Annotated in this window: 13 protein-coding genes; 3 read left to right on the top strand and 10 right to left on the bottom strand. The window is 57.9% G+C overall.

Going from position 1 to position 14,828, the window contains the following annotated elements; translation table 11 throughout:
* Nucleotides 1-138 precede the first annotated feature (138 nt).
* A complete protein-coding gene (gene clpA / locus AC2FJ5_RS10880) occupies nucleotides 139-2,463 on the top strand; it encodes an ATP-dependent Clp protease ATP-binding subunit ClpA (RefSeq protein WP_496693892.1) in 2,325 nt (774 codons plus the stop codon).
* Nucleotides 2,464-2,600: 137 nt separating this feature from the next.
* Here clpA and AC2FJ5_RS10885 read toward each other — a convergent pair whose 3' ends face one another.
* The 3 genes from AC2FJ5_RS10885 to AC2FJ5_RS10895 all read right to left on the bottom strand — a co-directional run bounded on the left by AC2FJ5_RS10885 (nucleotide 2,601) and on the right by AC2FJ5_RS10895 (nucleotide 6,065).
* Nucleotides 2,601-4,280 carry a peptidoglycan -binding protein gene (locus AC2FJ5_RS10885; RefSeq protein ID WP_142636481.1) on the bottom strand — a complete coding sequence of 560 codons (1,680 nt, stop codon included), beginning with the start codon at nucleotides 4,278-4,280 and terminating at the stop codon, nucleotides 2,601-2,603.
* A 3-nt stretch (nucleotides 4,281-4,283) separates the two neighbouring features.
* Entirely contained in the window at nucleotides 4,284-5,465 is a 1,182-nt protein-coding gene (locus AC2FJ5_RS10890) for a biopolymer transporter ExbB (RefSeq protein WP_282021534.1), read from the bottom strand.
* A gap of 69 nt (nucleotides 5,466-5,534) precedes the next feature.
* Nucleotides 5,535-6,065: a gamma-glutamylcyclotransferase gene (locus AC2FJ5_RS10895; RefSeq protein WP_496706717.1), complete on the bottom strand. Its 531-nt coding sequence runs from the start codon at nucleotides 6,063-6,065 to the stop codon at nucleotides 5,535-5,537.
* Nucleotides 6,066-6,132: 67 nt separating this feature from the next.
* On the opposite strand from AC2FJ5_RS10895, the gene AC2FJ5_RS10900 reads away from it, so the two are divergent.
* The gene (locus AC2FJ5_RS10900; protein ID WP_496793347.1) at nucleotides 6,133-7,134 is read left to right on the top strand and encodes a DUF2125 domain-containing protein; all 1,002 of its coding nucleotides are present in this window, start codon (nucleotides 6,133-6,135) and stop codon (nucleotides 7,132-7,134) included.
* On the opposite strand, the gene AC2FJ5_RS10905 is transcribed toward AC2FJ5_RS10900, so the two are convergent.
* The 4 genes from AC2FJ5_RS10905 to AC2FJ5_RS10920 all read right to left on the bottom strand — a co-directional run bounded on the left by AC2FJ5_RS10905 (nucleotide 7,131) and on the right by AC2FJ5_RS10920 (nucleotide 11,330).
* Nucleotides 7,131-7,850: an extensin-like domain-containing protein gene (locus tag AC2FJ5_RS10905; RefSeq protein WP_496793348.1), complete on the bottom strand. Its 720-nt coding sequence runs from the start codon at nucleotides 7,848-7,850 to the stop codon at nucleotides 7,131-7,133. The genes AC2FJ5_RS10900 and AC2FJ5_RS10905 overlap by 4 nt on opposite strands.
* The gene (locus tag AC2FJ5_RS10910; protein ID WP_496793349.1) at nucleotides 7,847-8,767 is read right to left on the bottom strand and encodes a prephenate/arogenate dehydrogenase family protein; all 921 of its coding nucleotides are present in this window, start codon (nucleotides 8,765-8,767) and stop codon (nucleotides 7,847-7,849) included. The genes AC2FJ5_RS10905 and AC2FJ5_RS10910 overlap by 4 nt, the downstream gene beginning before the upstream one ends.
* Nucleotides 8,764-9,849: a histidinol-phosphate transaminase gene (gene hisC, locus AC2FJ5_RS10915; protein ID WP_496793350.1), complete on the bottom strand. Its 1,086-nt coding sequence runs from the start codon at nucleotides 9,847-9,849 to the stop codon at nucleotides 8,764-8,766. The genes AC2FJ5_RS10910 and hisC overlap by 4 nt, the downstream gene beginning before the upstream one ends.
* 65 nt (nucleotides 9,850-9,914) lie before the next feature.
* Nucleotides 9,915-11,330 (bottom strand): aminotransferase class V-fold PLP-dependent enzyme, encoded by a 1,416-nt coding sequence (locus tag AC2FJ5_RS10920; protein ID WP_496793352.1) that lies wholly within the window; start codon nucleotides 11,328-11,330, stop codon nucleotides 9,915-9,917.
* 103 nt (nucleotides 11,331-11,433) lie between these two features.
* Between AC2FJ5_RS10920 and AC2FJ5_RS10925 the strand changes: the two genes are divergently transcribed.
* Entirely contained in the window at nucleotides 11,434-11,895 is a 462-nt protein-coding gene (locus AC2FJ5_RS10925; protein WP_142636466.1) for an Lrp/AsnC family transcriptional regulator, read from the top strand.
* 129 nt (nucleotides 11,896-12,024) lie between these two features.
* On the opposite strand, the gene rpsD is transcribed toward AC2FJ5_RS10925, so the two are convergent.
* The 3 genes from rpsD to AC2FJ5_RS10940 form a co-directional block, all read right to left on the bottom strand.
* The gene (gene rpsD, locus AC2FJ5_RS10930) at nucleotides 12,025-12,645 is read right to left on the bottom strand and encodes a 30S ribosomal protein S4 (RefSeq protein WP_058279997.1); all 621 of its coding nucleotides are present in this window, start codon (nucleotides 12,643-12,645) and stop codon (nucleotides 12,025-12,027) included.
* Between the two features lie 213 nt (nucleotides 12,646-12,858).
* The gene (locus AC2FJ5_RS10935; RefSeq protein WP_496793353.1) at nucleotides 12,859-13,362 is read right to left on the bottom strand and encodes a hypothetical protein; all 504 of its coding nucleotides are present in this window, start codon (nucleotides 13,360-13,362) and stop codon (nucleotides 12,859-12,861) included.
* A gap of 283 nt (nucleotides 13,363-13,645) precedes the next feature.
* Nucleotides 13,646-14,653 (bottom strand): helix-turn-helix domain-containing protein, encoded by a 1,008-nt coding sequence (locus AC2FJ5_RS10940; RefSeq protein ID WP_496694686.1) that lies wholly within the window; start codon nucleotides 14,651-14,653, stop codon nucleotides 13,646-13,648.
* Nucleotides 14,654-14,828 lie beyond the last annotated feature (175 nt).

Genomic DNA, 14,828 nt, shown 5'->3' on the forward strand with positions numbered 1-14,828 from the left:
AAATGTGACTGTCAAGAGCAAGAAAACCCTTGAAGCCGGGCTCTGATCAACCAAACTCTAATAGTATGAGGACATGGTTGGGATGGGGATCCGGCCTTCAGCCCGCCCCCTTCTGACCCAAGACAGAGGAGCACCCGCGTGCCTTCATTCTCGAGCACACTAGAACAAGCCATCCACGCGGCCCTGGCGGCTGCGAATGAACGGCGACATGAATTCGCAACGCTGGAGCATCTGCTTCTGGCATTGTTGGAAGAGCCCGATGCGATCCGCGTGATGAAAGCCTGCAGCGTCGATCTTGACGAGTTGCGCAGCACTCTGGTGGAATTCATCGACGAAGACCTTTCGAACCTTGTCACCGATATTGACGGGTCCGAGGCTGTACCGACAGCCGCTTTCCAACGTGTGATCCAGCGCGCTGCGATCCATGTTCAAAGTTCGGGCCGGACCGAAGTGACCGGGGCGAATGTTCTGGTCGCAATCTTTGCCGAACGCGAAAGCAACGCAGCCTATTTCCTGCAGGAACAGGATATGACCCGGTACGATGCGGTGAATTTCATCGCCCATGGTGTGGCCAAGGACCCGGCCTACGGCGAAAGCCGTTCGGTATCGGGCGCGGATCAGGCGGAAGAGGAATCTCCGGCCAGCACTGCCGATGGCGAGCAAAAAGAAAGCGCGCTGGGGAAATACTGCATCGACCTGAACGCGAAATCGCGCGCGGGCGATATCGACCCGCTGATCGGTCGTGCTGATGAGGTTGAGCGCTGCATTCAGGTGCTATGCCGCCGGCGCAAGAACAACCCGCTTCTGGTCGGTGATCCGGGCGTTGGCAAAACCGCAATCGCAGAGGGACTGGCATTTAAGATCATCTCTGGCGAGGCCCCCGATGTCCTGTCAGAAACCACCATCTATTCGCTGGATATGGGTGCATTGCTGGCGGGCACCCGCTATCGCGGTGATTTCGAAGAACGCCTGAAAGCGGTCGTGACCGAGCTTGAGGATCACCCAGACGCGGTTCTGTTCATTGATGAAATCCACACCGTCATCGGTGCCGGTGCCACCTCGGGCGGGGCAATGGATGCCTCAAACCTGCTGAAACCGGCCCTTCAGGGTGGAAAACTGCGCACTATGGGTTCGACCACCTACAAAGAGTTTCGCCAGCATTTCGAAAAGGATCGCGCGCTCAGCCGCCGGTTCCAGAAGATTGACGTGAACGAACCTTCGGTTGAGGACAGCGTAAAAATCCTGCGCGGTCTGAAGCCCTATTTCGAAAAGCATCACGAGATCAAATATACCGCCGACGCGATTAAAACCGCGGTCGAGTTGTCAGCACGGTACATCAATGACCGCAAGCTGCCCGACAAGGCGATCGACGTGATCGACGAAGCCGGTGCGGCCCAGCATCTGGTTGCTGAAAGCAAGCGCCGCAAGACCATCGGTGTCAAAGAGATCGAGGCCGTTGTTGCCAAGATCGCCCGCATTCCACCCAAGAACGTCACCAAGGACGATGCCGAGGTTCTGAAAGACCTTGAAAAGTCGCTCAAACGGGTGGTCTTCGGGCAAGACGTGGCGATTGAGGCGCTGTCCAGCGCCATCAAACTGGCGCGCGCCGGTCTGCGCGAGCCGGAAAAGCCCATCGGCAACTATCTGTTTGCTGGCCCAACCGGTGTGGGAAAGACCGAAGTCGCGAAACAGCTGGCGGATACGCTGGGAGTGGAACTGCTGCGTTTTGATATGTCGGAATACATGGAGAAACACGCGGTCAGCCGCCTGATCGGTGCGCCTCCGGGCTATGTCGGGTTCGACCAAGGCGGTTTGCTGACTGATGGTGTCGACCAGCATCCGCATTGCGTTCTGCTGCTGGATGAGATCGAAAAAGCCCACCCGGACGTGTTCAACATCCTGCTGCAAGTGATGGACCACGGAGAGCTGACCGACCACAATGGTCGCACGGTGAACTTCCGCAACGTAGTGCTGATCATGACCTCGAATGCAGGGGCGCAAGAACAGGCAAAGGCGGCCATCGGCTTTGCCCGCGACCGCCGCGAAGGTGAGGATACCGCCGCGATCGAACGTATGTTCACGCCGGAATTCCGCAACCGTCTGGATGCCGTCATTTCCTTCGCGCCGCTGCCAAAAGAGGTCATCCTGCAGGTGGTCGAGAAGTTCGTTCTTCAGCTTGAGGCACAGCTACTGGACCGCAATGTCACCATCGACCTGACGCCAAAAGCCGCCGAATGGCTGGCGGACAAAGGCTATGACGACAAGATGGGCGCGCGGCCATTGGGACGCGTCATTCAAGAACACATCAAGAAACCCCTGGCCGAAGAGCTGCTGTTCGGCAAGCTGGCCAAGGGCGGTGTCGTTCGCGTCTCGGTCAAGAAGGGAGAGCTGGATCTGGACATTTTTGGCCCCGATCAACCGCGCATCCCTGGCGACAAACCCCCGCTTCTGACTGCAGATTAAAAGCAGCATATCAAACCAAAGCCCGGCTTCTACGCCGGGCTTTTTTCTTGCCCGATCCGAGTCACCTGTCTCAAAAGAAAATCTCAGGGGCGCCCGGAATACCGCCCGACTCTGACAATGGGCCTTCCTTGCTGCAATCAGCGCTCGGTCAGCTTCAATTCGATCCGGCGATTCTGAGCGCGCGCTTCTGGCGTGTTTGCGGGGTTGAAGGGTTGGAATTCTCCAAAGCCATTGGCCGCCAGACGTTGCGGTGGAATACCCAGCGCATCGACCATATAACGGACAACCGACAAGGCGCGTCCCTGGCTAAGCTCCCAGTTGTCCCGATAGCGGCCAGTTCCGGCCAGCGGGACATTGTCGGTATGGCCATCCACGCGAATAACCCAGTTCAGGCCTTCGGGAATTTCAGCCGCGACACTGCGCAGTATATTGGCCACCTTGGCGATCTCAAGCTGACCCTTGGGCGACAGCACTGCTGATCCTGTATCGAACAGTACTTCGGACGAGAACACAAACCGATCGCCTTCGATCCGAACGCCTACCTGATTACCCAGCACATCGCGCAACCGACCGAAGAATTCCGAGCGATATCGCTGAAGATCCTCGGCCTGCGCCGTAAGTTCTTGGTTCTGGCCCGAAAGGGCTTCGGCCTCGGCCTCAAGCCGGGCGCGCTCGGCCTCTTCCAACAAACGGCGGCGACGCTCTTCCGAGGCGGCGCGGGCGAGTGCGGCGTTCAGATCCTGACCCAATGTTTGAATACGAATATCAGCGGCGGCGTTGCGGTCTTCGTAATCGTCCAGCAAGGCCTGCAATCCACCCAACTGCTCGCGCAGGGCTGCCATCTGCTGGTTCAGCAAGGCAGTCTGACGCTGCGCCTTTGCTGAAACGGCTTTCTCGGCAGAGATTGCCTCACGCGCAACGGCCAGCAAGGCTGCGCGTTCTTCGGCCAATGTGCGCTGTATCTGTTCCGCTGTCAGAGCGTCGGTTTGGGCGGCCAATGCCGCTTGCAGCTGGGCCTGCAACTCCTGACTATCAAGCTCACCAAACTGCCGCTCCAGCTCGGCCTTAGCAGCTTGCGCAGCGGCCAACAGGGTCAGGGTTTCTTCGGCTTGCTTGCGTTGCGCTTCCAGAGCCAGCGTCATAGCGGTCAGTTCCGCATCCGCATCCTGCAGACGATTGCGCAGGTTTTCGGCCGCCGCAGCTTCGGCCAGGCGCGCGGCCTCTTCGGCGTCAAGCTGGCCTTCAAGCTCGGTGACCAATGCGGCCTGCGCGGCCTCATTTTGTTCCAGATCCGCCACCAACGCTTCAAGCGCTTCGCGGCGGGCAGCATCAAGCCGGGCGGCCTCGGCCTGGGCATCGACCTCGGCACGACTTTGGGCAAGGGCCAGGTTCAGGGCCTCTTGTTCATTCAGCAATTCCGAACGCTCAGATTCCAGTGAGGCGATAACCCCCAGCGACCGCTCCTGATCGGCCAACAGAGATGCGACCTGTGCTTCGAATGACGTGATCCTGGTTTCCGCCTGCGCCAGATCTTCCTCGGCCTGCGTCAGGGTCGCATTCAGCGCCCCTAACCGGGCCTGAAGGCGGCTGTTTTCCCGTTCTTCCAACCCAAGCGCACCGGCAAGGGCCGCCACTTCGCCGGACAGGGCGGTCAGTTCATCCTCTTGCCCCGAAATCGTCTCGCGCAGCACGAATTGCACCACCATGAAGATGGTCAACACAAAGGTCAGCACCATCAACAGCCCGGTCATCGCGTCCACGAAACCCGGCCAGACCGACCCCTGAAACCGCTGACCTGTGCGACGGGACAGAGCCATGGATTACTCTCCTTCCGGAGCGGTTCGAACGGCGCCTCTGGGCAATGTAAGAGCTTTGACCAACAGTTCGATGTCCTTGCGCAGCTCGCTCATGCTTTCTTGGCGGCCTGCAGAAATTTCTTCGAGGATACGCAGCAACTGAACATCCATCGAGCGCAGGCGCATGCGGCTTTCTGCGTCTATTCCTTCGCTGGTCCCCTGTTCCCGCAGATGATCCAGCAGAGCGTCCTGCCCCAGTGCGACACGTTCCAGCGCAGCGGTGACATTCTCGGTCTCAGACTGACGCTGGTTCATATCTCCGATTGCGCCGACAAGATGCCCCAGCTTGCCCGACAGCTCGGCCCGGTCGGTTTCCTGCGCCGAAAACAAGTCCTGCAGGGCGTTCATCTGTTCGGACATTGCATCCAGAACCGGTGTCAGAACCGCCAGTTCGGTGCTGCTGCCGTCATCGCCTGCTGCAAAGCCGACACGGGTGATCGAGGACAACCATTCTTCGAGCTCTCGATAAAACCGGTTCTGCCCGTGGCCCGCGAACAGTTCCAGCAACCCCACAATCAGCGATCCGGCAAGGCCCAGCAACGAAGACCCAAAGGCCACGCCCATTCCCTGCAGTTGGGTTTCAAGGCCAACCATCAGGCGATTGAACACCGCCAGCCCTTCTTCGCCATCCTGCGGATTGAGACTGCGGATCGTGTCGACAATAGCGGGGACCGTCGTGGCCAAGCCAAAAAACGTTCCCAAAAGCCCAAGATAGATCAGAACATTGGTGATATAACGCGTGATCTCACGCTCTTCCTCGACCCGTTCGGCCACCGAATCCAAAATAGATCGGGTCGAACTGGAACTGATCTGCGACCGCGCACCCCGGTCCCGCAGCAGCGACGCCAGCGGTGCCAAAAGCTGAGGCGTGCGCGCGTCCTCATGAACAACGCCACCAACGAAGGACTCGATCCAGCGAACCGAACCGATCAACTGTGTCACCTGATAAAAACAGGCAATTACGCCGACAAAAAATACCAGAAGGATAAAACCGTTCAGATACGGGTTTGCATAGAAAACCGGCAAAACGTAAGGCAGCGCCATGAAGATGCCCATACCAGCCAGGCCGATCGCCACAAGCATCGTTACGATCTGACGAATGGGTTGCGAGAAATGCGGTCTCGCGCCCTGTTGTGCCTGCGCCATGCGCGTTTTTCCCGGTTCTTTTCTGCTCTGACGCGAATCTACCGAAAATCTGCCGGTGACGCCAAGGGTTTATGAGGTAATGCTTCGCACCCGTTGCGCTAACCACTCAAGATCGGGATCACGCAGACCAATCTCGGTCAGATGTTCAGCTGTGTTATAAAGGTATTCGGTATTTGGACCACGCCCGCCGACAGCATGGGCAATGATCTGCGCCTGGTCTTCCAACGGCATGCCCCCGCAATACTGCACGTGATCTGCGTCGATAACATAGGTGACTGCCGTTACGACCTCGTCCGTTTCCAAATGCACATCCAGCATCTTTTCGACATAGGCCGACGAGATCAGCTCGCGCTCGCGCAGTTCATGCAAGGTACGCTCTTCGTGGCCTGCTTCGACGGCGAGGGCCAGACCTTTGCACAGGGTGTTTTGCTGTTCATCCAACGCCAGAACAAGGCCGGGTTTCTCTTCGGTTCCGCGGTGATGAATCGAACTCATGCAGAAAGACCGCGCATATCCATTCAGGGTTGCGCGTTCGCTGCGGGACACGGGAAAGCCGGGATTCCACAGCAGCGACCCATATCCGAAAACCCACATCGTCATAGCACTGGTCCTTGCCCGTTTGCGCCTATAAACATCAATTTCAAGGCGGGAAAAAGGGCCATTAGCAATGCGCGGGCTAATACGAGTAGTCATTTTCATCACTGCGATCTGGAGCGCCTATTGGTTCGTCGCCGGATATGGATTGCGCAACGCGATCACAACATGGTTCGACAACCAACAAGAAAGAGGCTGGCTGGCCGATTTTTCGGACGTAGCCACAGCAGGCTATCCGTTCAACCACGTCACCCGACTGAACAGCCCCGCACTGGCCGACCCGGTCAACGGCACCGCCTGGAGCGCCGACTGGATCGAATTCCAAAGCCCCGCGATCTGGCCGGGTCGGCAAGTTCTGCGTTTCGCGGAAACGCCGCAGCTGCTGTCCTATTTCGATCAAACGTCGACCATCGTTGCAGCTGACCTGCAGGCCGAGCTGCAGTTGCAACCTGGTGTCGCGCTGGTGCTAGAGAAAATGTCTCTGACTGCCGGGCCATGGTCCATTGCCGATGGTGCGGATCTGCTGGCAGCGGGAACCACGCTTGGTCTGGTGATGGAGCAAACCGAAAATCCTCAAGCCTATGCGATCAGCGCGCGGATCGATGGCTTTTCCCCCGGCGATGATCTGCGCGCCATGATGCATTCCGCCACCACACTGCCCCAGACATTCGATGCACTGGAAATGGATATGGTCGCCACCTTTGACAAACCGTGGGATCGATCTGCACTGGAACAAAGCCGACCTCAGCCCACCCGGATCGACCTGCGTCTGGCTGAGATGAAATGGGGTGCATTGCGCCTGTTCGCTGCCGGAGAGCTGGACGTGGACGATCAGGGTATTCCTACCGGAGAGATTTCGATCAAGGCCGAAAATTGGCGTGAGATGGTTGCCATGGCCAACGCCGCAGGGGCCCTGCCCGATCAGGCGGTAGACCCTGTGACACGTGCCCTGAAATTCATGGCTGGCTTGGGGGGCAATCCCGATGCGCTGGATCTGCAGTTGAACTTCCGTGAGGGCTATGTGGCGCTTGGCCCGCTGCCCCTTGGCCCGGCGCCGCGCCTTATCCTGCGTTAACGGCAGTAGGGGCCGCTGCGATACCGGGCCGTGTCCAAATGGAAATGATCCCGGTGATAGCGGTCTGAATTCGGACCCAATACCGTTCCGAACGGCCCGCAGGCCCCGCGCCAGATCTTGGTCAGTTGCTTCTTGGACGGGTTCTTGCGCCAACCGTTCAGGACGGTCACAACCTCGCCATTCGCCATCTTGAAGCCCGAGATATCTATGGCCCGACCCTTGCCATGCTCGGATATCCGCGCACCTTTGCGGTTGTTGCGCGTCCGGCATGCGTAGTGGGCGGCGACCTGCAGTTCGACAACGGGACCGCGCCTTTTGAAGGTGGGCTTCACGCTTTTATCGACCCACTGGTTCAGCGCAATCGCGGTGCCGCAATCCATGGTGGACGGACGGCTGAGCGCCACGCCGGAAACCGAGGTGATCTGTACCGCTTCCTTGATCCCGCAGGCTTTGATCTTGCCGGGAACAGAACCCACCGGCTTGCCCTGGATGTCGATATTCCCGCAGACCGAAGTTTTGCGCAGCTTGCGCTTTTTGAACAGCACCTGCTGTATCAGCGAATTCGGCTGCAACTCTGGCTGCATTGCAGTCGGAGCTGCAAAGGCCAGAACCGGTTGGTCGTCTGGGATCGAGGGTTGATCCGACGGTGCTGCATTGCCGATTGTGGCGCCAAGCGCCACCCACCCGATCGACAGAACCCTCCAACCGCGCCTCATGGGTTGGTCTTCCCGCGACCGAAATCCGGGGCGTCCGTATCCTGCCCCGCATCAATGATTCCACGCCGGATCGCACGTGTGCGGGTGAAATAATCGAACAGCTGATCGCCATCTCCCGTCCGAATGGCGCGCTGAAGGGCGAAGAGCTCTTCGGTGAAACGCCCCAATATCTCCAGCGTCGCATCCTTGTTGGTCAGAAACACATCGCGCCACATCGTCGGGTCCGAGGCTGCGATCCGGGTGAAATCCCGAAAACCCGCGGCCGAGTATTTGATGACCTCGCTATCGGTCACACGGCGCAGATCATCTGCCACGCCGACCATCGTATAGGCGATCAGGTGGGGCGCATGGGATGTCACAGCCAGAACCAGATCATGGTGATCGGCATCCATCTCATCCACATTCGATCCCAGGCCCGTCCACATCGTGCGCAGGCGCGCGACAGCGTCGGGGTCCGTGCCCTCGACCGGTACCAATAGGCACCACCGATTGTCGAACAGCTCGGCAAATCCGGATTCAGGGCCAGAATGCTCGGTCCCGGCCAGCGGATGCGCCGGGATGAAGTGAACATCCTGCGGGATATGGGGCGAGACGTCCTCAATGACATGCCGCTTGACCGAACCCACGTCTGACACGGTCGCGCCCGATTTCAGGACCGGGGCAATCTCTTGTGCAACGGCGCCCATCGCGCCGACAGGCACGCACAGAACCACAAGGTCGGCACCCTCGACAGCCTCTTGCGCGGTGTCGCAAATCCGGTCGCACAGGCCAATCCTGCGCGCGGTGTCACGCGTGGCCTCGGACCGGGCATAACCGGTGACTTCGCCAGCCAATCCCGCGCGTTTAATCGCCCAGAACATCGACGAAGCGATCAGGCCCAAGCCGATCAGCGCGACGCGGTCATATACCTGGCTCATGCCTTGCCCTCTTTAAAAGCGGTTATGGCCGCAACGACACGGCGACAAGCCTCTTCGTCCCCAACCGTGATGCGAAGAGCGTTCGGCAGGTTATACCCCGCCACGCGGCGCACGATCAAACCCTGTGTCTTGAGGAAGTCGTCGCAGGCCTCGGCCTCGGCCTGATCCGCAAAGCGGGCGAGGATGAAATTGGTGCTGGACGCATCCGTAGGCACGCCGATTTTGGACAGCTGGGCCGAAAGCCAAACCCGCAGCCGCGCATTTTCGCTGTGGCAAAAACTCAGGTATTCTTCATCCTTTATGGCGGCTTCGGCAGCAACCAGCGCAGTCAGCGACAGGTTGAAGGGCTGGCGCACGCGGTTCAGCACATCAATGATCTCTTGCGCGGCATAGCCCCAACCAACCCGCATCCCGCCCAGACCGTAAATCTTGGAGAAGGTCCGCGTCATGATCACATTCTCAAACCGATCCACCAAAGCACGGCCTCCGTCGAAGCCTTCGACAAACTCGGCATAGGCGCCGTCAATCACCATCAGACAGGTCTGCGGCAAGCTTTCGGCCAGTCGGATCAGATCCGCTTCGGGGATCATGGTCGATGTCGGATTGCCCGGATTGGTCACGAACACGATCCGGGTCTGGTCGGTCACAGCGGCACATATCTTGTCCACATCGACGCGACGATCGGTTTCAGACACCATCACCGGCGTGGCACCCGCCATCCGCGCGATGATCGGATACATCGAAAACCCGTGTTCGGTATAGATGACCTCATCCCCCGGACCGGCATAGGCCTGCGCCACAAATTGCAGTACCTCGTCACTGCCCACGCCACAGACAATGCGCGCCGGATCCAGCCCGTGGCGTTCGCCAATGGCCCGACGCAGACTGGCGTGATCGGTGCTGGGATACCGGTTCAGGGTGGCGGCACTGTCACGCACCGCCTCAATCGCTTTGGGGCTGGGGCCAAACGGGTTTTCGTTCGAGCTCAACTTGATCACATGGTCGACCCCCGCCACCTGCGACTGGCCGCCCTGATAAAGCGCGATGTCCATAATGCCGGGTTGAGGGGTGATCTTGGTCATAAGAGGCTCCGTATTTAGAAGCCCCTCATACCCGTCTCAAAGCGTTGAGAAAAGCGGCAATTCCCTTAGGCCGCCTTGAAGCGGGCCGTTGCCGGGTCGGCGTTGTAATAGGGGCTAAGCTCTTCGGTCCGCCGGGACAGGTCATTGACGCTGTCGATGATGAAACGGACGGTCTCTTGCGACATCAGATATGAAAAGTTCAGGCGCACCCAACCGGGCTTTTTCAGCTCTTCGCCAGCGCCAAGCGCCGCGTGCAACTGGTCCGAGGCCGCACGGTCAATACCCAACAACCGGTGCGCATAAGGCCCGGCACAGGCACAGCCTCCGCGCGCCTGAATGCCGTAAACATCACTCAGCATCCGGGTGAACAGCTGCTGATGCACTGGCTGGCCATTGCTGTCATGGACAAGGAATGAGAATATCGGCAACCGATGCGGATTGTCCGCGCCCAACAAGGTCAGGCCTGGGTTATCGCCCCACCCTTCCAATGCCATCCGGTTATAAAGCGCCTCACGGCTTGCAATTTCGTCTGCTCCGACCGCGTCTTTGACCAAGAAAGCCAACGCGGCACGGATGTCACCTATGACGTTCGGCGTTCCGGCCTCTTCACGCGTGGCAAGATCGGCGCTGTAGTCATGCCCCCAAGGGGACACGAAACTCACAGTGCCACCACCGGGCCAGCTGGGGCATGTGCGCTGCACAACGTTTTGATTGACGATCAATACACCAGACGCGCCGGGTCCACCGGCAAATTTATGAGGAGAGACCACGATCGCATCCTTGCGCGCATCCGCAGGGCCCATTCTCATTGGCAGATAAGGCCCACCGCCCGCATAATCCCAAACCGCTACAGCGCCATTAGCCTTGAGCAGCCGCGTAACCGGGTCGGGATCAGTGATTATGCCCGTCACATTCGAAGCGGCCGAAAATGATCCGACGATCAGATCCGCATCCGCGTTTTCCGCCAAGGCACGCTCTAAAGCCGACAGATCGACACCCCCTTCGGGTGCTTCGGGGATTTCAATCACCAGCGCTTTGCTTTCCCGCCACGGCAGGATGTTCGAATGGTGCTCATATGGGCCGATCAAAACCACTGGTCGCGCAGCAGCCTCGATCCCCAACAGGTTGACCAGCCGGTTGAGACCCGCTGTAGCGCCCGATCCCGTAAAGATCACCGCATCATTTTCCCCGGCGCCAACAATCCGGGAGATTTCCGCACGGGCCTCGCGGCGCAGTCGGGTCATGTAGGCCCCGCAATAAGACGCCTCGGTGTGGCTGTTGGCATAAAACGGCAACACATGCGCGGCCACAAAATCCTCGACCTGCTTCAATGCGCGGCCCGACGCAACATAATCCGCGTAAACCAAAGGTATGTCCCCGCGCAGCCCCGGGATCATAACATTCTCGCCGATTAAGCCATCGCGCAACGTGTCGCTACGAACAGCAGCTTCAATGTCAGAACGAAATTGGGAAAGTGTCATTATATGGACTCCGAAGTTTCCCAACAAATATGATTGATATGTGTTGTGTATATAATGCATATTTTTAGATGGTTTTCATAAATCATGTGTCATATGATTTGGAATGTCAAAAAATCTAGATCATATTGACCACCGCCTGCTGCGTGAATTGCAAACCGACGCTACGCTGTCCCAACGAGAACTGGCCGACCGCATCGGGCTGTCGCAAAACGCCTGCTGGCGTCGGCTGAAGGCCCTGAATGATCAGGGCGTCATCATCGGATCGACGGCGCAAATCGCGCGCGAAAAACTAGGGCTAAGCCTTGTAGTCTTCGTCATGCTGCGTACGCGGCACCACTCGGCCGAGTGGTTACAGGCCTTTCGCAGGCATGTTCTGACGATACCAGAGGTCGTGGACTTCCACCGCATTGGCGGCGACTACGACTATCAGCTCAAGGTTGTTACGCAGGATATGGCTTCGTACGACAAGGTCTATCAACGCCTCATCGAAAAAGTCGAGCTGGACAGCGTAACCTCATATTTCGCGATGGAGGCAATTGCAGAAGGACGACCCTTGCCAATCTGATCTGCTCTTTACTTGGCCAAAAAAATTGCTCGGGGGGCATCGCGGCTGGTCGTGATTGGGGGCAGAGTCCCCTAAAACGAAAAAGGCCGCGCAACCGCGCGGCCTTTCGAATTTCGATTTCGGCGAAGATTAGTTCTTCGCGTAGAATTCGACAACCAGGTTCGGTTCCATCATGACAGGGTAAGGCACATCGCCCAGACCCGGTGCGCGCACGAAAGTCGCGGTCATTTTCGAGTGGTCGGCGTCAATGTAATCAGGAACATCACGCTCGGCCAGAGCAGCAGCTTCAAGAACAACGGCCAGTTGCTTGGACTTGTCACGTACTTCGATGACGTCGCCTTCTTTGACACGGTAGCTGGGGATGTTGACCCGCTTGCCGTTCACTGTGACGTGGCCGTGGTTCACGAACTGACGCGCGGCGAACACGGTCGCGACGAATTTGGCGCGATAGACAACGGCGTCCAGACGGCGTTCCAGCAGACCAATCAGGTTTTCACCGGTATCGCCGTTGACACGAACAGCTTCGGCATAGATGCGGCGGAACTGCTTTTCGGTCAGGTCGCCATAGTAGCCCTTCAGCTTCTGCTTGGCACGCAGCTGCAGACCGAAGTCAGACAGTTTGCCTTTCCGGCGCTGACCGTGCTGACCAGGGCCGTATTCACGACGGTTGACCGGGGATTTCGGACGACCCCAGATGTTTTCGCCCATCCGGCGGTCGATTTTGTACTTGGCAGACGTGCGTTTGGTCACGGCTGATCTCCTTCTTAAGGTCGAGGCCCTGATAGGCCACTATGAAGGGCGTTGTCCTCTTGAGGTTTCCCTCATGACAGGCCTCCCCTTGCGGGGGCCACCAACACCAATGAAGCCGCGCTTATATCCGCAGCGCTGGCAGAGTCAACATGCCGAACGGACGGAACCGAAACTTTCTGAAATTCAATTCAAAGACGGCACCACTAACGGGATTTACTCCGCTAAAGTGGCACCGTTTACAGTTGCGCGTAGGTTCGCGACACCAGTGTACTGGAACTGAGTGGCCTTGCGATGAAACGCGACGACAGTTCCGTCCTGCTCTGCAACTTCACCACTCTGATGGTTGATCTGAGTATATGCGCTGATCCAGAATTCCTGATCGCGTGAAGGACAGCCGCTTTCAAACACCAGCGACGGGCTTTCATCATCATCGGAAACGACCAGTAACGCTGAAAACCGTTGCGCCCCGTTCATAAGCTCGAGCGTTCCGACGACATTATCCGAAAAAGTCGTGGCAGGAATAACGCGCCCGATTGTACCTGATGCAAATGCGTTTTTACGCCCGGCAACTTCAGCGCTGCCTTCCAGCATCGATGCCTGACCGCGCCAGGACCAGGCCGACCCTACATTTAAAAATGCCAGAGGCGCCGCCTCTAGCCCATCAATCTCTGTCTGCGACCATGAAATGGCAACACGACCGTTTACCCCGGTATTCATTTTACCGCCCGTACCCCTCAACAAATCACTGCCCGATGGCCAAGGGTTTATCAGTGACGATTCCGGCAGAAAAGGGACGGAATTGCAGCAATCACGAGAATGTTGCAGAACAGAATCAGAATCCGGGTGCAGAAATCCGCGTTTCAAAGACCTAAAGGATCATACTGAGCCCGAATGTCGGTCTGCCCTGCATTCGGTCTGATCAGGCTTTTTTTCGATTCGCCAATCACAGCGGATTTAAATTTCAAATGCGTGCGCCCTAATCGGCACACTGCACGAGCTGTCAGTTCACCAGCCCCCGATCCGCCATTCCACCGGAAAAGCGGAGGCTGCGGATATCTTCCGGCATCGTCTTGTACTGGTCTCGAAAAGCACGTTTTAGTGACGTTGTAGACGAAAACCCTGTGGCGGTGGCAATCTCGATTTGTGGCAAATCCGTAAACCGCAGCAGGCTATGCGCACGTTCCAGACGCAATTCTCGGTATGTGGCCAAAAGCTTTGCCCCCGTCTTGTTCAGAAACCGTCTCTGAAGCTGCCGGGTTGAAGTGCCGACCATGTTCGAAAGATCCGTGATCCTGAGTGGCTCTTCGACATGGTTCAGCATTGCCTCAACGGCTGACATAACCAGGTGATCCCCGCCCGCACGATGGATCAAGCGATTGGCAAGCTGGCTTTCGCAGTCCCGCTTGGGTTCGGACAGGCCGATAAACCCGCGTAGGTTATCAGCCATGTTCTCACCGTGGTCCAACGAAACAAAATCCGCCAACAAACGCAGCGTACTCAGACGTGTCGTCGCGCTATGCGTGCGCCCGCGCGCCGCCAGATATGTGCCTGTACCACAGTTGGTCAAACCTGCTTCACGCGCTGCCGCATCGAAGTTGGGGTGAATGGCCGCGACTGTTTTTTCCGACAATCTAATCTGGGCCAGCACAAGCACGGCACCACCGACAAGAACGGTCCGTGGCGAAAGGTTCAGAACTTGTGAGACCCATGTTTTTTCGGCGTCGGACAACGTCCAACAATCCGAAAAATCACCCCAGAAAACAGCGGCTCTTCCGGTCCAGTACTGCGGCCCTCCTACGGAACCCGCACCAGCCAAACGCAGATTAACGACATAGGAATGGTCGCCGGTCAGGTCGCTCAGGGCATGATAAAATTCCCTGATCATCTCGGCCGAGGCAAATGCACTACTATCGCGCACGATCACATCGATGTTGTGGGTTCGCACGAACGCAGCAGAGGTTGGCTCAGCCAGATAGGCTTGGTCATTTTCGAAGATGCAATGCTTCATGTCTCCCCCGCTGAAAAGCCTGGGCCACAGGCAAAGGCATATGGCCCGGGATGGATCAGCCCGCGGCCAGTGCGTGGGCTGATCTGGTTGTCGTCTGTTTACTCTGCGGCTTCTTCGTAAGCGTCCATTGGTGGGCATGTGCAGATGAGGTTTCGGTCACCGTATGCGTTGTCGA

It is taken from the genome of Ruegeria sp. CDSA221 (assembly GCF_059611825.1).

What these genes read in the sequence shown, in the direction of transcription:
- AC2FJ5_RS10885 (WP_142636481.1), bottom strand. Translation starts at nt 4,280, where the DNA reads ATGGCTCTGTCCCGTCGCACAGGTCAGCGGTTTCAGGGGTCGGTCTGG.
- AC2FJ5_RS10890 (WP_282021534.1), bottom strand. Translation starts at nt 5,465, where the DNA reads ATGGCGCAGGCACAACAGGGCGCGAGACCGCATTTCTCGCAACCCATT.
- AC2FJ5_RS10895 (WP_496706717.1), bottom strand. Translation starts at nt 6,065, where the DNA reads ATGACGATGTGGGTTTTCGGATATGGGTCGCTGCTGTGGAATCCCGGC.
- AC2FJ5_RS10900 (WP_496793347.1), top strand. Translation starts at nt 6,133, where the DNA reads ATGCGCGGGCTAATACGAGTAGTCATTTTCATCACTGCGATCTGGAGC.
- AC2FJ5_RS10905 (WP_496793348.1), bottom strand. Translation starts at nt 7,850, where the DNA reads ATGAGGCGCGGTTGGAGGGTTCTGTCGATCGGGTGGGTGGCGCTTGGC.
- AC2FJ5_RS10910 (WP_496793349.1), bottom strand. Translation starts at nt 8,767, where the DNA reads ATGAGCCAGGTATATGACCGCGTCGCGCTGATCGGCTTGGGCCTGATC.
- hisC (WP_496793350.1), bottom strand. Translation starts at nt 9,849, where the DNA reads ATGACCAAGATCACCCCTCAACCCGGCATTATGGACATCGCGCTTTAT.
- AC2FJ5_RS10920 (WP_496793352.1), bottom strand. Translation starts at nt 11,330, where the DNA reads ATGACACTTTCCCAATTTCGTTCTGACATTGAAGCTGCTGTTCGTAGC.
- AC2FJ5_RS10925 (WP_142636466.1), top strand. Translation starts at nt 11,434, where the DNA reads ATGTCAAAAAATCTAGATCATATTGACCACCGCCTGCTGCGTGAATTG.
- AC2FJ5_RS10935 (WP_496793353.1), bottom strand. Translation starts at nt 13,362, where the DNA reads ATGAATACCGGGGTAAACGGTCGTGTTGCCATTTCATGGTCGCAGACA.
- AC2FJ5_RS10940 (WP_496694686.1), bottom strand. Translation starts at nt 14,653, where the DNA reads ATGAAGCATTGCATCTTCGAAAATGACCAAGCCTATCTGGCTGAGCCA.